The following is a 20736-nucleotide window of genomic DNA, read 5'->3' as shown; positions in this document are numbered from 1 at the left end:
TCTTTGTCTTATATTTTTACGAGATAACAAACCAAGCGAACACTCACAGCATATGTATGATAAGGATGATGGGCCTGGAGACAATACCTTTCTTGTGTACCTGTAAACAGGAGATAAGGAAGTTAAGAAGAGAGGAACCGTGATGTTTAAGCATATTAAGTCGGACATTCGGGCGGTATTTGACAACGATCCTGCTGCCCGCAGCTGGTTCGAGGTTGTCTTCACATATGCCGGCTTGCACGCCATTTGGGGTCACCGGATCGCCCACTCTTTTTTCAAACGCCGCTGGTATACAATGGCTCGTATGGTTTCGCAGTTTAGCAGATTTATGACTGGTGTTGAGATCCATCCCGGAGCTGTCATCGGAAATAGGCTGTTTATTGACCATGGTATGGGGATAGTTATCGGAGAAACCTGCGAAATCGGTGATGATGTTATAATCTATCAAGGGGTTACGCTTGGAGGAACCGGAAAAGAAAAAGGTAAGCGACATCCCACGGTTGGCAACAATGTAGTTATTGGTTCCGGTGCGAAGGTTTTAGGATCTTTTCGTATTGGTGACAATTCAAATATAGGTTCGAATGCTGTTGTGTTGCGTGAAGTGCCTAACAACAGTACAGTAGTAGGGAATCCAGGTCGTGTGGTAAAACGTAATGGAGAACGGGTATCCGATCGGCTCGATCATACGAAGATGCCTGACCCGCTTGTCGATTCACTGCGGTTTTTGCAGAAAGAAATCGAAGAAATTAGGGAAAAGCTTGGCGCAGAAGATAAACAAAAAACCGCACAGCGGATAGCAGAAGCTCAGCAGTATATTGGTGACTATGAAATTTAAGCATCCCGGTATTAAGGAATCCGGATGAACAGAAAGGGCTGGAATAAGGATGGCTTTACAAATATATAACACAATGACACGCAGCAAGGAGCAGTTTGTGCCCCAGAGACCGGGCAAAGTTAAGATGTATGTGTGTGGTCCAACCGTTTATGGATATATGCATATCGGAAATGCTAGACCTATAATTGTTTTTGATATGGTCCGGAATTACTTGGAGCAGTTAGGTAATGAGGTGCGTTATGTTACGAATTTCACGGATGTTGATGATAAACTGATTCGCAAAGCCGAAGAAATGAACACTACTGTAGCAGAGGTAGCGGAAACTTTTATTGCTGCTTACCGTGAGGATCTGGAAGGGCTTGGTGTTAAACCGGCAACCTTGAATCCCCGTGTAACGGAAAGCATGGAGCTGATCATTGGATTTATTAAAGAGCTTGAGGAAAAAGGATACGCATACGAAAGCGGCGGCGATGTATATTACCGCACTTCAAAATTTGAAGACTACGGTAAATTATCTCGTCAGAATCTGGATGAGCTGCAGTTTGGTATCCGTGTTGAGGTGGACTCACGTAAGGAAAAACCGGAGGATTTTGTGCTTTGGAAAGCAGCCAAACCTGGTGAAGTGCACTGGAGTAGCCCTTGGGGAGACGGACGTCCCGGCTGGCATATTGAATGCTCGGCTATGGCGCGGGAGTTCTTGGGGGATACGATCGATATCCATGGTGGTGGACAAGATTTGCAGTTCCCGCATCATGAATGCGAATGCGCTCAGACTGAAGCTCTGACTGGTAAACCACTCTCTAATTACTGGATGCATAATGGATTTATCAACATTGGTGATGAGAAAATGTCGAAATCGCTCGGTAATGGCTGGCTTGTAAAAGACATCCGTGAGCGTTTTAAAGCAGGAGCTATCCGCTATTTTATGCTATCGACCCATTACCGCAACCCGTTGAATTTCTCAGAGGAATCTATGACTTCCGCCGAAAAGAGCGTTGAACGGATCACGCTTGCAGAGAGTAACGTTAAACATCGGCTTGAACTCGCTGCTGATGGTGCTCAAGGTGAGGTCAACTCAGAGATTAATGATAAGCTGTCGGCTATAGTGGCCAATTTCCATGCTAGAATGCAGGATGACTTTAATACGCCTGATGCGATCACGGCTATGTTCGATTGGGTGAGCCTGGCAAACCATACGCTTGCGAATAACGAGGCTGCTCCTGCTGATTTTGCTGCATTACTGCAAGCTTTTGGCGAAATGAATGCTGTGCTGCGTTTGACGCCTGAACTGGAAGAGGAAATTGCAAGTGAAGAAGTTGAACGGTTGATCGCCGAGCGGGTTGAAGCTCGTAAGAATAAGAATTGGAGCCGGTCTGACGAGATCCGTGATGAATTAGGCCGCTTGGGCATATTGCTTGAGGATACTCCACAAGGAATGCGGTGGCGTCGTAAATGAGTGAGGAACGCAAGTTTGATAACGGATGGTTTCCTTATGAGCCTTCCAAACCTGCGCGACTACTTTCGCCTATTGTTCTAGCTTATGTAGGAGATGCTATCTATGAGGTGGCTGTTCGCCAGTATTTAGTATCTCTTCCGAATTTGCGTCCGAACCATTTGCATCGTTCTGCTACAGGGCTGGTATCCGCTAAAGCACAGTGTGCAATTCTGAACTTTTTGGAGCCTAGTCTCACGGAAGAGGAGAAGGATGTCGCCCGTCAGGGGAGAAATGCGAAATCGGGAAGTGTTCCTAAGAATGCGGATGTGCTTGAATACCGTCATGCTACAGCTTTTGAGTGCTTGATTGGTTACTTGTACTACACAGGACAACAGGAGAGAATAGAAGAAATTGTGCACAAGGGTATACAGTTTATGTTGAAACAGCCGTGATAGGCTTTGGCGAAATAGAAAATAGGAGAAGTGAACATGGAAGAAGAATTGAAGACTGAAGAGGAAATATTGGCAGGGAAGCATTCTGTGCTTGAAGCGCTTCGTGCTGGTCGTACATTAAATAAAATATGGATCGCAGAGACAGCCCAGAAGCATCTGACAGCACCCATCGTTGCCGAAGCCCGGAAAGCGGGAATTGTCATTCAGCATGTGGACAAGCGTAAGCTGGATCAACTGGCACCAGGTGTGCAGCATCAAGGGGTGGTTGCACAAGCAGCACCATTTGCCTATGTTGAAGTGGATGATTTGTTAGCTATAGCAGAAGCCAAAGGAGAACCGGCATTCCTTATTTTGCTTGATGAAATTGAAGATCCTCATAACCTGGGTTCGATTCTGCGGACGGCGGATTGTACTGGAGTACATGGGGTAATCGTACCTAAACGCCGTTCGGCTCAGATAACTGCGACCGTGTCCAAAACATCCGCGGGTGCTGTGGAGTATGTTCCGGTTGCCCGGGTTACAAACCTGGGTCAGACCATTGACCGTCTAAAAGAGCAGGGAGTCTGGGTAGTAGGAACAGACGTGGATACCGATCAGAATCTATACCAATCCGATATTTTCACGGGTCCGGTAGCTGTTGTAATCGGCAATGAGAATAAAGGAATGGGACGCCTGATTCGTGAAAAATGTGATGTGCTTCTTAAGCTGCCGATGGCCGGAAAGATCAATTCATTAAATGCCTCTGTCGCCGCAGGAGTCATTATGTATGAAGTGATACGCCGCCGGCAACAGCAGGGATAGCTATGGCCGACTGGCGCGATGTGCTGCTTGTGGATGGATATAACATGATCGGTGGCTGGCCGGAACTTGTGGCACTGTCCCAGATTGGTATGCAGGAAGCACGCGACCGCTTGATGGATTTGCTGGCAGATTACCAGGCTTTCTCTGGACGAAGAGTTATTGCTGTTTTTGATGCATACCGTGTTCCGGGGTTGGGAAGGTCTTTTGTCCAGGGTAAGGTCCAGGTGTACTTCACCAAGGAAAAAGAAACCGCAGATGAATGCATTGAGCGACTGGTTGGGGAATATAGCAATCGGCGCCGGCAGATCTATGTGGCTACGAGTGATTTTATAGAGCAGCATATTATTTTTGCACAAGGTGCATTGCGAATTTCGGCAAGGGAATTGCATCTGGAAATTGAAGAGAATCAAAAACAAGTAAAAAAAGCTATCGAACCTGGCGGTGTCAGTTCTACTCGTCATTCTTTGGAAGACAAACTGCCTCCCGATGTGCGCAGTAAGCTGGAAAAATGGCGCAGACAGTGAGATCGAGGAAGAATCAGGAAATATTTTATTCCAATTTATGCTATTCTAGATTGATTTTGGACAAACTCCGGTTGACGGTGGAAGGTAACATAATATATACTGATCCTATATTTCGCGAAGTAACGATGTGTCTTGCGTTGCAGCCGGGGGGATTCTTGGTGAGTGTCGACCTCAAGGAAATAATGCTGTCTGAGTATGATTTCATAAGTGATGAAGATATTGTCGAGGCTTTCCGTGGTGGCGACAGTGGCGCATTAGAACACTTGATTAATAAATACCGTAACTTTGTACGTGCTAAAGCCCGCTCTTATTTCTTGATCGGGGCAGACCGTGAAGATATTGTACAAGAAGGAATGATTGGTCTATACAAGGCTATTCGTGACTTTAAAGGTGACAAGCTCTCTTCATTCAAGGCTTTTGCTGAGCTCTGCATTACACGACAGATTATAACGGCTATTAAGACGGCCACTCGTCAGAAACATATTCCGCTGAACTCTTATGTTTCCTTGGACAAGCCCATTTATGACGAAGATTCTGATAGAACACTTATGGATGTCATTTGTGGAACACAGGTTCTAGATCCAGAAGAGCTAATTATTAATCAAGAAGAATTCATTGGTCTTGAAGATAAGATGGCGGAGATTCTAAGTGACTTGGAGCGCAAGGTTCTGATGTTGTATTTAGACGGAAGATCCTATCAAGAGATTGCTGAAGATCTTAAGCGGCATGTAAAGTCTATTGATAACGCTCTACAACGAGTAAAAAGGAAATTAGAAAGATATCTAGAAGTACGTGACAATTGATGATATAATGAACAAGAGAGGGCTCGGACATCGAGTTCTTTTTTTTAGTCTTTTTGAAATCACTCGGATAGAATTAGGTGCTTGCACCATAAATTACTATTTGAGCCGATTTTAGTCGTTGCCGTTGAAGGTAGGTTTATACACAGACGGAATACCCCATAATGGTAAGGAAGACAGCGAAGTGTGAGGAAGAGATAGACCCAAAGACAGGGTACGGCCATATGACTACTAAACCCGGAATTACCCAGTGCAGAACGGAATTCTTTCGTTGACACAGACCTTGACATTATGCTAAAGTGTTTTAGGTAGGCCTAAATTCGCGGCTTTTTTTTAGGATCAATATTTGCGTCTTCTAATGTGAATTGGAAGGACGTCTCGGGAGGTGCACATCATGCGGGTAATTATCACTTTGGCTTGTACAAGTTGCAAACAAAGAAACTATGCGACTACCAAAAACAAGCGAAATCACCCCGACCGCATGGAGATGAAGAAATTTTGCAAGTATTGTAACTCGCAAACTCCTCATCGCGAAACCAGATAGTCTGTGGAGGTGTAGTCGGCATGAAACGTAGTTTCAAGTCTATGTTTTCCTTTTTCACTGAGAGCTGGAGTGAACTCAAAAAGGTTCGCTGGCCAAGTCGTAAAGAATTGACCAACTATACATTGATCGTTCTCGGTACGATTGTAGTTGTCGCTATTTACTTCTGGGTTCTGGACATCGGTATTTCCGCTGTGATTGAAGCGATTATTTAGAGAGGTCCCAGGTGGCTTGATATGGAAAAAAGATGGTATGTCGTTCATACCTATTCTGGGTATGAGAATAAGGTCAAAGCCAATTTGGAAAAGCGCGTTGAGTCCATGGGCATGGAAGACAAAATATTCCGCGTTCTTGTTCCTATGGAAGAAGAAATCGTAAACAAAGACGGTAAGAAAAAAACCGTTATGCGTAAAGTTTACCCCGGATATGTTTTGGTGGAAATGGTTCAGACTGATGATTCCTGGTATGTTGTCCGCAATACTCCGGGCGTTACTGGATTTGTTGGTTCGACAGGCTCAGGGTCTAAACCAACAGCTTTGCTTCCGGAAGAGGTAGAACAAATTCTGAAGCATATGGGCATGGTTGAACCTAAAGCGAAGATTGATTTCGAAATCAAGGAATCCGTACGTATTATGGTTGGTCCGTTTGCGAATTTTGTGGGCTCCGTGGAAGAAATTTTGGCTGACAAGAGCAAGATCAAAGTGCATGTTAACATGTTTGGACGGGAAACCCCGCTAGAGTTGGATTTCACTCAAGTGGAGAAAATATAACATAAGCTAGGGTTTCTTGTGGGAGAGCGCTATTGGCGTTCGAAGACCACTATTTTTGCAAGGAGGTGTCACTCATGGCTAAAAAAGTTATTAAAATGGTGAAACTGCAGATTCCTGCAGGGAAAGCGAATCCAGCGCCTCCAGTAGGTCCGGCGTTAGGTCAAGCAGGTGTCAACATCATGGCATTCTGTAAGGAATTTAATGCTCGTACTGCCGACCAGGCTGGCTTGATCATTCCGGTTGAAATTACAGTATTTGAAGACCGTTCCTTTACTTTCATCACTAAAACTCCTCCGGCTGCTGTTCTGCTTCGCATCGCTGCTAAAGTAGAAAAAGGATCCGGCGAACCAAACAAGAAAAAAGTAGCAAAAATCGGCCGCGCTGCGGTACGTGAAATTGCTGAAACAAAAATGCCTGACCTTAACGCTGCAACTGTTGAAGCTGCAATGCGTATGGTTGAAGGTACTGCCCGCAGTATGGGTATCACAATCGAAGACTAGTAGTTTTCGAAGAATCGGTCATTCGTGACCCGCAAGTATGTGGGAGGAATTTCCGCTAACACCACAAAGGAGGAACATTTTCATGGCTAAACATGGTAAGAAATACCAAGAAGCTGCTAAGCTGATCAACAGCGAAGCAACTTACGAGCCTTCAGAAGCTGTAGAGCTTGTGAAAAAGGCAGCGACTGCTAAGTTCGACGAAACCGTTGAAGCAGCAGTTCGTCTGGGTGTAGACCCGCGTAAACAAGACCAAGCAGTTCGTGGTGTTGTTGTCCTGCCTCACGGCACTGGTAAAACACAACGCGTGCTTGTATTTGCAAAAGGTGAAAAAGCGAAAGAGGCAGAAGCTGCTGGCGCTGATTTTGTTGGTGATCAAGACATGATCAACAAAATTCAACAAGGCTGGTTTGAATTTGATGTCTGCGTAGCTACACCTGATATGATGAGTGAAGTCGGTAAACTGGGTCGTCTGCTTGGTGGTAAAGGTCTTATGCCTAACCCTAAAGCTGGCACAGTTACATTCGATGTTTCCAAGGCTGTGCAAGAAATCAAAGCCGGTAAAATCGAATACCGTCTCGACAAAGCAGGTCAAATTCACGCGCCAATCGGTAAAGTGTCCTTTGATGCTGCACAATTGAACGATAACCTTAAAGCTCTTATCGACGCTTTGAACCGTGCGAAACCAGCTGCTGCTAAAGGTGTATACCTTAAAGGCATCTCGATTTCTTCTACAATGGGACCTAGCGCTCGTGTGAACACAACCGTCTTCAGATAATTAAGGGTTGACTCTTTGAGTCAATTTTGATAATCTATAACAGTTGTGAAACTTAAGGTATCAATCTTAACCTTGAATATGCTTACCGTAGACAGTAGGTGCCTTAGTGCTTAATTTCCTACCGAGGTGTTGTGATAGAAACAAGAAGTAACGAGCTCGCTCGTATAACTTTCGTTTTATCAAGCCTTCGTGATTCTGCGGAGGCTTTTCTACTGCCTGCGTAGGAGCGGTGAAGCTTTCCTTGGAAAGAACGCCGACACATAAATTTTCAGGAGGTGTATACATTGGCAAATGCAAAAGTAATTCAAGCAAAACAAGACGCGGTTGACGTCGTTACTGCAAAACTGCAAAACAGTCTTTCGACTGTTGTAGCTGACTACCGTGGATTGAACGTTTCCCAAGTGACTGAACTGCGTAAGCAACTTCGTGAAGCTGGCGTTGAGTTTCAAGTCCTGAAGAACACATTGCTACGTCGCGCAACTGCTGCGGCTGAGTTGAGTGAATTGGATGAAGTTTTGACTGGTCCAACAGCTATCGCATTCAGCACAACTGATGCAGTAGCACCAGCTAAAATTTTGAACGATTTCGCCAAGAAAAACGACGCTTTGAAATTGAAAGGCGGCGTAGTTGAAGGTCGTGTCATTGACGCGGAACAACTGAAAGCACTGGCTGAGCTTCCATCCCGCGATGGTTTGCTGTCCATGCTGCTTAGCGTACTTCAAGCTCCAATGCGCAACTTCGCGCTTGCAGTTAAAGCTGTTGCTGAAAAAGAAGAACAAAGCGCGTAAGCCTTTGACTCTTGCAGCATAATCAATACCACAAATAAATTTAAATATAAAATGGAGGTTCAATCATGAGTAAAGAAGCAATCTTGGAAGCAATTAAAGGCATGAGCGTATTGGAACTGAACGACCTGGTTAAAGCAATTGAAGAAGAATTCGGCGTAACTGCAGCAGCTCCAGTAGCAGCTGGCGGTGCGGTAGCAGCAGTAGCTGAAGAGCAATCCGAATTTGACGTAATTTTGACAGGCGCTGGCGCTTCCAAAATCAACGTTATCAAAATCGTTCGCGAAATCACTGGTCTTGGCTTGAAAGAAGCTAAAGATCTTGTAGACAACGCACCAAAAGCAATCAAAGAAAAAGTAAGCAAAGACGAAGCCGAAGCTACTAAAGCAAAATTGGAAGAAGCAGGCGCAGCTGTAGAAGTGAAGTAATTCCTTCTATTACTGAAAACCCCTTGAACTTGTTCAAGGGGTTTGTTTTATAAATAGAGTTAGTAGGGCGTTTATACCAACTGCTAACATAATAGGAAAGGGAGGAAAGAGATGTCGCAACATTATTATTCGCAGCAGCCGGAAGTACGTCATGACAGACGTAGCATTGATACCGTACTAAGAGGCAAAAGCTTTCGTTTTACGAGCGATGCCGGTGTATTCTCTAAAGGAGACATCGATTACGGTAGCCGAGTTCTTATTGAAGCTATGATAATTCCGGACGGTTCAGCGGTGCTTGATGTAGGTTGTGGTTATGGGCCGATTGGCATAAGTGCAGCATACCTAGCTCCCAAAGGACATGTAACCATGATTGATATTAACAGTCGTGCGGTAGAACTGGCGCGTGAGAATGCTCAGCACAACGGAATCCGGAATGTTACGATAATGGAAAGCGATGTGCTCGGCGCATTGAATGATCAGCAGAAGTTCGATGTGATTCTAACTAATCCTCCGATTCGTGCAGGAAAAGCTGTAGTGCATAAGATTTTTGAAGATGCGTATGAACATTTAAATGAGGGTGGCTACCTGTGGATTGTGATTCAGAAGAAGCAGGGTGCTCCATCCGCAGTGGCAAAACTAGAAAGCTTGTTCTCAATGGTGGAAGAAGTAGGGAAAGACAAAGGCTATCGTATTATTAAAGCGCAAAAAAAAAATACAATAGGTTATTGACATGTGATAGTGATAATGGTATTATTATAAAATGTCAGTATTAAGATAGGCTCCATGTCTTTAGTTTGCTGAAATGTCAAGCAATATATTGTCGCCCGGCTAGCGCATGCCGCACGGCAAGTTTTTGCGAGTTGGTTGTCTATGCTCTAACGTAGCAAATGCTGCGTGGTAATAGATAATAGCGCATAAACTATTGCTTGGTGACGTATAATATGTACGTTTTGGGCAAATCTACTTGATAAGGAGTATTTTGGTCATGGATAAATGCGCTCTTTTTTCGAAGATTTCGATAAGGGCTTTTCTTTTATTTATGACTGAATCCTTGTAGTATGGTTCCATTATACGGTTCCAAACAAGGGTTCGCAATCAATTTTTAAGTGAGTAGACATGAGGGGTGAGTAAAGTTGGCAGGACATCTTGTTCAGTATGGTCGACGCACTCGGCGGAGCTATGCGAGAATTAACGAGGTACTCGAGGTCCCGAACCTGATCGAGATCCAACAAAAATCTTATGATTGGTTTTTGGAGGAAGGATTGCGGGAAATGTTTCAGGACATCTCGCCGATCCAGGATTTCACAGGTAATTTGGTACTAGAGTTCATTGATTACAGCCTGGGTGAACCGAAATATACGGTTGACGACGCTAAAGAGCGGGACGTAACGTATGCGGCTCCTCTGCGTGTAAAGGTGCGGCTCATTAATAAAGAGACCGGTGAGGTTAAAGAGCAGGAAGTGTTCATGGGAGATTTCCCGCTGATGACGGAGACCGGCACTTTTATTATTAATGGTGCGGAACGGGTTATTGTCAGCCAGTTGGTTCGCTCTCCAAGCGTCTATTTCAGCACAAAAGTGGATAAGAACGGCAAAAAAACCTACACCGCCACAGTAATCCCGAACCGCGGAGCCTGGTTGGAACTTGAAACCGATGCTAAGGACATTATGTATGTTCGTATCGATCGGACTCGTAAAATTCCTGTTACCGTACTTTTGCGTGCTCTCGGTTTCGGTAGTGATGCCGAAATTCTGGAATTGCTTGGCAATGATGAATATATTCGCAATACGCTGGATAAAGACAACACGGACTCCACGGAGAAGGCGCTTATTGAAATTTATGAGCGTTTGCGTCCGGGCGAACCGCCGACACTAGACAATGCCAAAAGTTTGCTGGTTGCGCGTTTCTTTGATCCAAAACGCTACGACCTAGCTAACGTAGGCCGTTACAAAATCAATAAAAAGCTACACATTAAGAACCGTCTTTTCAATCAACGTCTTGCTCAGCCTTTGGTTGATGACTCTACTGGAGAAATCCTGGCAGAATCCGGCCAAATGGTCGATCGTAGATTGCTTGATGAATTGATTCCATATTTCGAAAAAAATGTTGCCTTTAAAAACTACCGCGTTACTGGTGGAGTTATGGACAGCGAAGATATTCCTCTTCAAACAATTGACGTATTCTCGCCAATTGAAGAAGGCCGGGTTATTAAGCTGATCGCTAACGGCAACATCGACAAATCTGTTAAGCATATTACTCAAGCTGATATTATATCCTCAATCAGCTACTTTATTAATTTGCTTCACGGAATTGGCAATACCGATGATATCGACCACTTGGGTAACCGTCGTCTGCGTTCTGTAGGTGAACTCTTGCAGAATCAGTTCCGTATCGGTTTGTCCCGGATGGAACGTGTTGTACGTGAAAGAATGTCGATTCAGGATGCTAATGCGATTACGCCTCAGGCTCTGATCAACATTCGTCCGGTCATCGCGTCTATTAAAGAGTTCTTCGGTAGCTCCCAGCTGTCTCAATTTATGGATCAGACGAACCCGCTTGCGGAACTTACGCATAAACGTCGTCTGTCCGCCCTCGGACCTGGTGGTTTGACACGTGAACGCGCGGGCTTTGAAGTTCGTGACGTCCATCACAGTCACTACGGTCGGATGTGTCCAATTGAAACGCCGGAAGGTCCAAACATCGGGTTGATCAACTCCTTGTCCACCTTTGCCCGCATCAATGAATACGGCTTTATTGAAGCTCCGTATCGTTGGGTGGATCCGAAGACTGGTAAGGTGACTGAGCAAATTGACTATCTGACTGCTGATGAGGAAGATAATTATGTAGTTGCTCAGGCTAACGTGTTGATCGAAGAAGATGGCACCTTTAAAGAAGATATGGTAATCGTTCGTTACAACAAAGACTCAGACAACATTACAACGATGCCAAGTAATCGTGTCGATTACATGGACGTTTCGCCTAAACAGGTTGTATCTGTCGCTACGGCGCTCATTCCGTTCCTTGAGAACGATGACTCCAACCGCGCACTGATGGGATCTAACATGCAACGTCAAGCCGTTCCGCTTCTAATTCCAAAAGCTCCGCTGGTCGGAACAGGGATGGAACATAAATCCGCTAAGGATTCTGGCGTATGTATCGTTTCCAAGTATGACGGTATTATCGAACGTTCTTCAGCTAATGAAATTTGGCTGCGTCGCGTTGAGACTGTCGAAGGCAAGGAAGTTAAAGGCGATATCGTTAAATATAAATTACACAAATTTATGCGTTCTAACCAAGGTACCTGTATTAACCAACGTCCTCTAGCTAAAAGAGGGGACATTGTTAAGAAGGGTGATATCCTGGCAGACGGTCCTTCCACAGAAATGGGCGAACTTGCTCTTGGCCGTAACGTAGTCGTTGCGTTCATGACTTGGGAAGGTTACAACTACGAGGATGCGATCCTGTTAAGTGAAAAGCTGGTTAAGGAAGATGTATATACTTCGATTCATATCGAAGAATACGAATCTGAAGCTCGCGACACTAAACTGGGGCCTGAAGAAATTACGCGCGATATTCCGAACGTCGGCGAAGAAGCTCTGCGCAATCTTGATGAGCGCGGAATCATCCGCATCGGTGCGGAAATCAGCGCTGGTGACATTCTGGTGGGTAAGGTTACTCCTAAGGGTGTAACTGAACTGACAGCAGAAGAACGTCTCCTGCACGCTATCTTTGGTGAGAAAGCTCGTGAAGTACGGGATACCTCTTTACGCGTTCCTCATGGTAGTGATGGTATTATCGTGGACGTTAAAGTCTTTACACGTGAGAACGGCGATGAGCTGCCTCCTGGTGTAAATCAATTGGTTCGTGTCTACATCGCTCAGAAACGTAAGATTTCTGAGGGTGACAAGATGGCCGGACGTCACGGTAACAAGGGTGTCGTTGCCCGTATCCTGCCAGAAGAAGATATGCCGTTCCTTCCGGACGGTACGCCAGTACAGGTTGTTCTTAACCCTCTGGGCGTTCCTTCTCGTATGAACATCGGACAGGTGCTTGAGGTCCATATTGGTATGGCCGCATTGCGTCTGGGAATTCACATTGCAACGCCGGTATTTGACGGAGCGCGTGAGTACGACGTGTTTGATACGATGGAAGAAGCAGGTATGCAGCGTAATGGTAAGACTGTACTGTATGATGGCCGTACAGGTGAACGCTTCGAACGTGAAGTTACTGTTGGTGTCATGCACATGATCAAACTGGCGCACATGGTTGATGATAAGATTCACGCCCGTTCAACAGGACCTTACTCACTAGTTACGCAACAACCATTGGGTGGTAAAGCTCAATTTGGTGGACAGCGTTTCGGGGAGATGGAAGTGTGGGCGCTTGAAGCTTACGGTGCTGCATATACATTGCAAGAAATTTTGACCGTGAAATCCGATGACGTGGTTGGTCGCGTGAAGACGTACGAATCCATTGTCAAAGGTGAAAATGTACCGGAACCAGGTGTTCCTGAGTCGTTCAAGGTATTGATCAAAGAACTGCAGTCCCTGGGTATGGATGTTAAGATTCTTAGCGGTGACGAGCAGGAAATTGAAATGAGAGAATTGGACGATGAGGACGAGACGTCAGGCGACAAACTAAGCCTCAATTTAGAAGGTTCAGAAGTCGGAGTAGAATAATCAAGCTGGAGCTTAAAAGTTCCATTTTATAAAGGACCGCACGCCCTCTTTTGATGTAACAGTCAGAAGAGGGCAAAGCGGTACTAAATCAGGATTAGGTTAAGGAGGGTTGCTCCTTGTTGGACGTTAACAATTTTGAATTTATGAAAATCGGACTCGCTTCTCCGGAGAAGATTCGTTCATGGTCCCGCGGAGAAGTTAAGAAACCGGAAACCATTAACTATCGTACATTGAAACCGGAAAAAGAGGGTCTTTTCTGTGAGCGTATCTTTGGACCACAAAAAGACTGGGAATGTCATTGCGGTAAATACAAACGTGTCCGTTATAAGGGCGTAGTCTGCGACCGTTGTGGCGTTGAGGTTACCCGTGCTAAAGTTCGTCGTGAACGTATGGGTCACATTGAATTGGCTGCTCCGGTATCTCATATCTGGTATTTCAAAGGTATCCCAAGCCGCATGGGGCTTGCACTAGATATGTCTCCAAGATCACTTGAAGAAATTATCTATTTCGCATCTTATGTTGTAACGGATCCAGGTGAAACTCCACTGGAAAAGAAACAACTTCTGTCCGAGAAAGAATATCGTAGCTACCGTGAAAAATACGGTTACGGGTTCCAAGCCGGCATGGGTGCTGAAGCTGTTAAAAAGCTTCTTCAAGATATCGACATCGATAAAGAGCTGGAATTCCTCAAAGAAGAACTGCGTACGGCCCAAGGCCAACGCCGTAACCGGGCGATCAAACGTCTGGAAGTCATTGAAGCATTCCGTAACTCCGGCAACAAGCCTGATTGGATGATCATGGATGTTCTTCCGGTTATTCCTCCGGAGCTTCGTCCGATGGTTCAGTTGGATGGTGGCCGTTTTGCTACGTCCGATTTGAATGATCTCTATCGCCGTGTTATTAACCGGAACAACCGTCTGAAAAGACTGCTTGATCTCGGTGCTCCTGACATTATCGTGCAGAACGAAAAACGGATGCTCCAGGAAGCTGTCGATGCTCTCATCGATAACGGCCGTCGGGGACGTCCGGTAACCGGTCCTGGTAACCGTCCACTTAAATCGCTCAGCCATATGCTGAAAGGTAAACAAGGACGTTTCCGCCAGAACTTGCTCGGTAAACGGGTTGACTACTCTGGACGTTCCGTTATCGTTGTAGGACCGTACCTCAAGATGTATCAGTGCGGACTTCCTAAGAAAATGGCGCTAGAATTGTTCAAGCCTTTTGTTATGAAAGAATTGGTTAATAAGGGCCTTGCCCACAACATAAAGAGCGCGAAACGTAAAGTTGAACGCGTAAGTCCTGAAGTTTGGGATGTACTCGAAGAAGTAATTAGAGAACACCCAGTGCTTCTAAACCGCGCACCAACACTTCACCGTCTCGGTATTCAAGCATTTGAACCGATTTTGGTGGAAGGTCATGCTATTCGTCTTCACCCACTCGTATGTACGGCGTACAATGCCGACTTTGACGGTGACCAAATGGCGGTGCACGTTCCTCTGTCTGCAGAAGCTCAAGCGGAAGCACGCATTCTCATGCTTGCATCTGGTAATATCTTGAACCCTAAAGACGGTAAGCCAGTTGTAACACCTTCCCAGGATATGGTCCTTGGTACTTTCTACTTGACCATGGATAACAAGGAAGAAAAGGGTAGTGGTATGATTCTGCGTACCGTTAACGAAGCTGTATCAGCTTACCAACGCGGAACTGCAGGACTTCATGCTCGTGTTGCTATTCCGGCTAAAGCACTTGGCAAAACATGCTTTACGGAAGAACAACAAAATGCAATGTTGATTACTACGATCGGTAAGATCATCTTTAATGAAATCTACCCAAGTAGTTTCCCTTATATCAACGAAGCAACCAAAACCAACTTGCTGCACGGCACACCAGAGAAATACTTTATCTACGAAAAAGGCGCGAACATTCGCGAGCTGATTGAATCCGCTCCAGAAGCCAGTGCTGTAGGTAAAGAATATCTGGGTCTGATAATTGCTCGTTGTTTTGAAACTTATCACACAACCAAAACTTCTATGATTTTGGATAAAATTAAACAGCTCGGATTCACTTACTCCACACGTTCTGGTGTTACAGTTGCCGTGTCGGACGTTATTGTTCCTGAGGAAAAGGTTACCATCCTGAAAGAGTCTGAAGCTAAGGTTGATGTGGTTGCTAACCAATATCGCCGTGGTTTGATCACCAATGACGAACGGTATGACCGTGTTATTGAGATCTGGTCGAAGACTAAGGATGATCTTACGAACATCCTGCTTAAGTCGATGGACCGTTTCAACTCTATCATGCTCATGGTTGACTCTAAAGCGCGTGGTAACAAATCGCAGATCACTCAGCTGGGTGGTATGCGTGGTCTGATGGCAACACCTTCAGGTCGGATTTTCGAATTGCCAATCAAGGCGAACTTCCGTGAAGGTCTTACCGTCTTGGAGTACTTTATCTCCACTCACGGAGCGCGTAAAGGTCTTGCCGATACCGCACTTCGTACCGCTGACTCAGGGTATCTGACACGTCGTCTTGTTGACGTTGCCCAGGACGTTATTGTCCGTGAAGAAGATTGTGGAACCGATAAAGGCTTCACAGTTAGTCGTATTCAGGATGGTAAAGAGGTTATCGAGGATCTGTATGACCGTATTGAAGGTCGTTACTGCTTCGAAACTGTTCGTCACCCAGAAACAGGCGAAATCATTGTTCACCGCAATGATTTGATTGACTCCGATAAAGCGGAGGCAATTGTAAACGCAGGTGTAACTAAGCTGCAAATTCGTTCTGTACTGAGCTGCCGTGCCCGTCATGGTGTTTGTAAGAAATGTTACGGACGTAACTTGGCAACTGGTAAACACGTTGAGATTGGTGAAGCAGTTGGTATTATTGCCGCACAATCTATCGGTGAACCAGGAACCCAGCTTACAATGCGTACGTTCCATACCGGCGGTGTTGCCGGTGATGACATCACTCAAGGTTTGCCGCGTATTCAGGAGTTGTTTGAAGCTCGTAACCCTAAAGGTCAAGCTACAATCAGTGAAATCGATGGCGTAATCAAGGAAATCCGTGAAACCAAAGACCGTCGCGAAATCGAGGTTCAAGGTGAAGCTGAATCCAAGACTTATTCCATTACTTATGGTTCACGTCTACGTGTTAGTGAAGGCCAAGAAATCGAAGCCGGCGATGAGCTGACAGACGGTTCGATTGACCCTAAAGAAATGCTGCGTATCAAAGGGATCCGTGGGGTACAAAACTACATTCTGCAAGAAGTACAGCGTGTATACCGTAACCAAGGCGTTGAGATCAATGATAAGCACATTGAAGTTATGATCAAGCAAATGCTTCGGAAGATCCGTATCATTGACGCAGGTGACACAAGTCTGTTGCCAGGTGCATTTGCGGATATTCATGAGTACGAAGGTGCTAACAAGGAAGCTATCTTGTCTGGTAAAGAGCCTGCTGTTGCTAAACCAGTCTTGCTCGGTATTACCAAGGCGTCTCTTGAAACTGATTCCTTCTTGTCAGCTGCATCATTCCAAGAAACTACTCGTGTCCTAACAGACGCTGCTATCAAAGGTAAAGTAGATAAGTTGCTTGGACTTAAAGAAAATGTTATTATCGGTAAGTTGATTCCTGCAGGTACTGGGATGAACCGTTACCGTAACGTTAAGCTAAGTGATCCAAATGCAGAAAGCGAACTTGAATCATTAGAGACGGTTCCTGCTGAATAAATTAGCAATCATGGTAGTGTGCTCATGTCATACCTACTCATAGGGATGGCATGAGTGTTCTGCTGTGTATAATTTCTATAAAAATTGTTGCTGAATTTCTTGACACCATCTATTGATAATGCTAAAATGTCTAAGGTGCGTGAGTAGCCATGTTATCCTTGTTCATTGGAGGTAAAGAGAATGACTGATGATAGAGGACTACAGGATGCTCAGGTCAAGATCGGTACCAAACAAACCGTCAAGGCGGTAGAGTTGGGCCTAGCCGCAGAAGTCTATGTGGCAGAGGACGGAGATCAAAGGCTTACTTCCAGGATAGTTTTGCTTTGTAACAAACAAGGTGTTAAGATCACATATGTGGATACGATGCTGAATTTGGGCAAGGCCTGCGGAATAGAAGTTGGCGCTGCGATGGCAGCCGTCTTAAAACAATAGCTACAGAAATGTTTTTGTACTGGGGTGAACACCAGCGGCAAGAACTTTTCATTTGTCTTTTTATGAACCGCCTGGGTCTGTGGGCTTAGAGTTCTTAAATCGACTATCATTTCAGGAAGGGGGTGGCAACAACATGCCAACAATTAACCAATTGGTTCGTAAAGGCCGTCAAGCCAAAATCGAAAAATCTAAATCTCCCGCTCTTCAAAAAGGGTATAACGCCCTCAAGCGTGAGGCTACAAATTTGAGCGCTCCGCAAAAACGCGGTGTGTGCACTCGTGTAGGCACAATGACTCCACGTAAACCAAACTCAGCGCTTCGTAAATATGCCCGTGTTCGTTTGACGAACCGTCTCGAGGTAACAGCTTATATCCCGGGTATCGGACATAACTTACAAGAGCACAGTGTTGTATTACTTCGCGGAGGTAAAGTAAAGGACCTTGCAGGGGTTCGTTACCATATCGTTCGTGGTGCTTTGGATACAGCAGGTGTAGCTAACCGGATGCAAGCTCGTTCTAAATACGGTGCAAAACGTCCTAAAGCTAAGAAGTAAGATAACAATATCTGAATAATAAACATTTAAGAAAGGGGGATATCCATGCCACGCAAAGGTCCAGTTACAAAGAGAGACGTATTGCCAGATCCGTTGTATAATAGCAAGTTGGTTACTCGTTTGATTAACCGCATTATGCTGGGTGGTAAAAGAGGTGTCGCTCAAAGCATTCTGTACAATTCATTCAAATTGATTGAAGAACGTACGGGTAAAGATCCGATGGAAGTTTTCGAAGCTGCCATCAAGAATATCATGCCGGTTTTGGAAGTCAAAGCTCGTCGTGTCGGTGGTGCTAACTATCAAGTACCTATCGAGGTTAAACCAGAGAGACGTACTGCTCTGGGATTACGTTGGCTCGTAAACTACTCTCGCAACCGCGGTGAGAAGACTATGGAAGAGCGTTTGGCGGCTGAGATCATCGACGCTTCCAACAACACAGGCGCTTCTGTTAAGAAACGTGAAGATACACACAAAATGGCTGAAGCAAACAAAGCGTTCGCTCACTACCGTTGGTAGGATTAAGGTCATTCAAATAACTTATATTTTGAAGGGAGATCCATTTCATGGCTAGAGAGTTCTCCTTAAAAAATACACGTAACATCGGGATCATGGCGCATATTGATGCTGGTAAAACAACTACCACAGAGCGGATTCTTTTCTATACAGGCCGTACGCACAAAATCGGTGAAGTTCACGAGGGTGCTGCTACAATGGACTGGATGGAGCAAGAACAAGAGCGCGGAATCACGATTACGTCCGCTGCTACGACTGCTGCGTGGAAAGGTCACCGCATCAATATCATTGATACCCCAGGACACGTTGACTTCACTGTTGAAGTTGAACGTTCCCTGCGTGTATTGGATGGGGCAGTTGGTGTATTTAGTGCAAAAGAGGGCGTTGAGCCTCAGTCTGAAACCGTATGGAGACAGGCTGACCGTTATAACGTTCCCCGGATTGCATATGTAAACAAAATGGACATTATCGGTGCGGATTTCCTTAACGTAATCGAAACTATGCGTGATCGCCTTCAAGCCAACGCAGTTGCTATTCAATTGCCAATTGGTGCAGAAAGTGATTTCACTGGTATTATCGACCTAGTTGAGCAAAAAGCACACATGTTCAGAGATGATCTGGGCCAAAACATCGAAGTAACGGATATTCCGGAAGAATATTTGGCCAAAGTTGAGGAGCTGCGTCTCGAGTTGATCGAGAAAGTTGCTGAACTTGATGAGGATCTGACTATGAAGTATTTGGAAGGCGAAGAAATTACAATTCCGGAAATTAAAGCTGCAATTCGCAAAGGCGTAGTTGAAGTTAAATTGTTCCCTGTAATTGCTGGATCTTCCTACCGAAACAAAGGGATTCAGCTTATGCTGGATGCTGTTGTTGATTACTTGCCATCTCCTCTTGACGTTCCAGCTATTACTGGACATCTTGATGACGGTACAGAAGCTGTTCGTCACTCTTCGGATGAAGAGCCGTTTGCAGCTTTGGCATTTAAAATCATGACAGACCCTTATGTTGGTAAACTTACGTTCTTCCGTGTTTACTCAGGTGTACTTGAGTCCGGATCATACGTAGTTAATGCAACTAAGAACAAGCGTGAACGTATTGGTCGTATCCTTCAAATGCATGCGAACAGCCGTCAAGAAATTTCCATCGTGTATTCTGGCGACATCGCAGCTGCTGTTGGTTTGAAAGATACCAGTACAGGTGATACACTGTGTGATGAGAAGAATCCAGTAATTCTGGAATCAATGAACTTCCCTGATCCAGTTATCGAGATCGCTGTTGAACCAAAAACTAAAGCTGACCAAGATAAAATGGGCGTTGCTCTCGGAAAGTTGACTGAAGAGGATCCAACTCTTCGTGCTCACACTGATGAAGAAACAGGCCAAACAATCCTGGCTGGTATGGGTGAACTTCACTTGGACATCATCATCGACCGTATGCGTCGTGAGTTCAAAGTAGAAACCAATGTGGGTAAACCACAGGTTGCTTACCGCGAAACGTTCAAGGCACCTGCTCGCGTCGAAGGTAAATTTGTACGCCAATCTGGTGGTCGTGGTCAATACGGTCACGTATGGGTTGAATTTGAACCCCTCGAACCAGGTACTGGTAGCAAATTCGAAAGTAAAGTTGTTGGTGGCTCGGTTCCTAGAGAGTACATCGCTCCTGCACTTGCGGGTATTGAAGAACAAATGAAAAACGGCGTACTTGCTGGCTTCCCGCTAGTAGACGTTAAAGCTACCATCGTAGATGGTTCTTATCATGATGTCGATTCCAACGAAATGGCATTTAAAATTGCCGGTTCGATGGCACTCAAAGCAGCTAAAGACAAGTGTAAGCCTGTCCTGCTTGAGCCAATCATGAAAGTAGAAGTAACTGTTCCTGAGGAATATATGGGTGATGTAATGGGTATGCTGAACTCCCGCCGTGGCCGTATCGAAGGTATGGATTCCCGTGGTGGAGCGCAAATTATCCGTGCTAAGGTGCCTCTTTCCGAAATGTTCGGATACTCTACAACACTTCGTTCTGGTACACAAGGACGTGGCGTATTCTCAATGGAGCTTTCTCACTATGAAGAAGTTCCTAAATCCATTGCGGAAGAGATCGCTGCAAAGAACAAAGGCGCTGAATAATTACCAGTTTTAACTTGCCGTCCCGGGTATAAACACTCAGTCATCTAAGATTACAC

Annotated in this window: 20 protein-coding genes and 1 other annotated feature; all 20 genes read left to right on the top strand. The window is 45.2% G+C overall.

From position 1 onward, the window contains the following. Positions 1 to 142 precede the first annotated feature (142 nt). Positions 143 to 835 carry a serine O-acetyltransferase gene (gene cysE / locus MKZ16_RS29750; RefSeq protein ID WP_036680489.1) on the top strand — a complete coding sequence of 231 codons (693 nt, stop codon included), beginning with the start codon at positions 143 to 145 and terminating at the stop codon, positions 833 to 835. A 49-nt stretch (positions 836 to 884) separates the two neighbouring features. Continuing rightward, positions 885 to 2291: a cysteine--tRNA ligase gene (gene cysS / locus MKZ16_RS29745; protein ID WP_076105937.1), complete on the top strand. Its 1407-nt coding sequence runs from the start codon at positions 885 to 887 to the stop codon at positions 2289 to 2291. Then, the gene (locus MKZ16_RS29740) at positions 2288 to 2722 is read left to right on the top strand and encodes a Mini-ribonuclease 3 (protein WP_038573467.1); all 435 of its coding nucleotides are present in this window, start codon (positions 2288 to 2290) and stop codon (positions 2720 to 2722) included. The genes cysS and MKZ16_RS29740 overlap by 4 nt, the downstream gene beginning before the upstream one ends. A gap of 36 nt (positions 2723 to 2758) precedes the next feature. After that, on the top strand, positions 2759 to 3523 hold the full coding sequence (rlmB, locus tag MKZ16_RS29735; RefSeq protein WP_076105935.1) for a 23S rRNA (guanosine(2251)-2'-O)-methyltransferase RlmB: 765 nt from the start codon (positions 2759 to 2761) through the stop codon (positions 3521 to 3523). Between the two features lie 2 nt (positions 3524 to 3525). Beyond that, positions 3526 to 4047, top strand: coding sequence for an NYN domain-containing protein (locus MKZ16_RS29730; protein WP_036680494.1), 522 nt, complete (start codon positions 3526 to 3528; stop codon positions 4045 to 4047). A gap of 158 nt (positions 4048 to 4205) precedes the next feature. Further along, positions 4206 to 4850 carry an RNA polymerase sporulation sigma factor SigH gene (gene sigH / locus MKZ16_RS29725; protein WP_036680496.1) on the top strand — a complete coding sequence of 215 codons (645 nt, stop codon included), beginning with the start codon at positions 4206 to 4208 and terminating at the stop codon, positions 4848 to 4850. A 391-nt stretch (positions 4851 to 5241) separates the two neighbouring features. Continuing rightward, entirely contained in the window at positions 5242 to 5391 is a 150-nt protein-coding gene (gene rpmG / locus MKZ16_RS29720) for a 50S ribosomal protein L33 (RefSeq protein ID WP_076099620.1), read from the top strand. 20 nt (positions 5392 to 5411) lie between these two features. Continuing rightward, on the top strand, positions 5412 to 5603 hold the full coding sequence (gene secE / locus MKZ16_RS29715; protein ID WP_036680497.1) for a preprotein translocase subunit SecE: 192 nt from the start codon (positions 5412 to 5414) through the stop codon (positions 5601 to 5603). Positions 5604 to 5624: 21 nt separating this feature from the next. After that, positions 5625 to 6158: a transcription termination/antitermination protein NusG gene (gene nusG / locus MKZ16_RS29710; protein ID WP_036680499.1), complete on the top strand. Its 534-nt coding sequence runs from the start codon at positions 5625 to 5627 to the stop codon at positions 6156 to 6158. Between the two features lie 74 nt (positions 6159 to 6232). Next, entirely contained in the window at positions 6233 to 6658 is a 426-nt protein-coding gene (gene rplK, locus MKZ16_RS29705; RefSeq protein WP_036680502.1) for a 50S ribosomal protein L11, read from the top strand. Positions 6659 to 6740: 82 nt separating this feature from the next. Continuing rightward, a complete protein-coding gene (gene rplA / locus MKZ16_RS29700; protein ID WP_036680504.1) occupies positions 6741 to 7433 on the top strand; it encodes a 50S ribosomal protein L1 in 693 nt (230 codons plus the stop codon). Between the two features lie 67 nt (positions 7434 to 7500). Then, positions 7501 to 7653: a sequence feature (ribosomal protein L10 leader region), on the top strand. A 64-nt stretch (positions 7654 to 7717) separates the two neighbouring features. Next, entirely contained in the window at positions 7718 to 8221 is a 504-nt protein-coding gene (gene rplJ, locus MKZ16_RS29695) for a 50S ribosomal protein L10 (RefSeq protein ID WP_076099619.1), read from the top strand. A gap of 65 nt (positions 8222 to 8286) precedes the next feature. Next, positions 8287 to 8646 (top strand): 50S ribosomal protein L7/L12, encoded by a 360-nt coding sequence (rplL, locus tag MKZ16_RS29690; RefSeq protein ID WP_036680508.1) that lies wholly within the window; start codon positions 8287 to 8289, stop codon positions 8644 to 8646. Between the two features lie 111 nt (positions 8647 to 8757). Next, positions 8758 to 9375: a class I SAM-dependent methyltransferase gene (locus MKZ16_RS29685; RefSeq protein WP_076105933.1), complete on the top strand. Its 618-nt coding sequence runs from the start codon at positions 8758 to 8760 to the stop codon at positions 9373 to 9375. Between the two features lie 404 nt (positions 9376 to 9779). Next, positions 9780 to 13325 carry a DNA-directed RNA polymerase subunit beta gene (rpoB, locus tag MKZ16_RS29680; protein WP_038573461.1) on the top strand — a complete coding sequence of 1182 codons (3546 nt, stop codon included), beginning with the start codon at positions 9780 to 9782 and terminating at the stop codon, positions 13323 to 13325. 116 nt (positions 13326 to 13441) lie between these two features. Next, positions 13442 to 17053 (top strand): DNA-directed RNA polymerase subunit beta', encoded by a 3612-nt coding sequence (gene rpoC / locus MKZ16_RS29675; RefSeq protein ID WP_036680514.1) that lies wholly within the window; start codon positions 13442 to 13444, stop codon positions 17051 to 17053. A 180-nt stretch (positions 17054 to 17233) separates the two neighbouring features. Further along, positions 17234 to 17485 (top strand): ribosomal L7Ae/L30e/S12e/Gadd45 family protein, encoded by a 252-nt coding sequence (locus MKZ16_RS29670; protein WP_038573459.1) that lies wholly within the window; start codon positions 17234 to 17236, stop codon positions 17483 to 17485. 133 nt (positions 17486 to 17618) lie between these two features. Beyond that, positions 17619 to 18038, top strand: coding sequence for a 30S ribosomal protein S12 (rpsL, locus tag MKZ16_RS29665; protein ID WP_036680518.1), 420 nt, complete (start codon positions 17619 to 17621; stop codon positions 18036 to 18038). A gap of 45 nt (positions 18039 to 18083) precedes the next feature. Beyond that, positions 18084 to 18554 (top strand): 30S ribosomal protein S7, encoded by a 471-nt coding sequence (gene rpsG / locus MKZ16_RS29660; RefSeq protein ID WP_036680520.1) that lies wholly within the window; start codon positions 18084 to 18086, stop codon positions 18552 to 18554. A 47-nt stretch (positions 18555 to 18601) separates the two neighbouring features. Continuing rightward, complete coding sequence (fusA, locus tag MKZ16_RS29655) at positions 18602 to 20680, top strand: elongation factor G (protein ID WP_036680521.1); 2079 nt, start codon at positions 18602 to 18604, stop codon at positions 20678 to 20680. Positions 20681 to 20736: the final 56 nt, after the last annotated feature.

Origin of the sequence: Paenibacillus sp. FSL R5-0928 (genome assembly GCF_037970385.1) — a bacterium.
Taxonomy (GTDB): Bacteria; Bacillota; Bacilli; order Paenibacillales; family Paenibacillaceae; genus Paenibacillus_AQ; species Paenibacillus_AQ odorifer.
The sequence above is the reverse complement of the archived record's forward strand: the minus strand, read 5'-3'. Positions and strand labels throughout refer to the sequence as shown.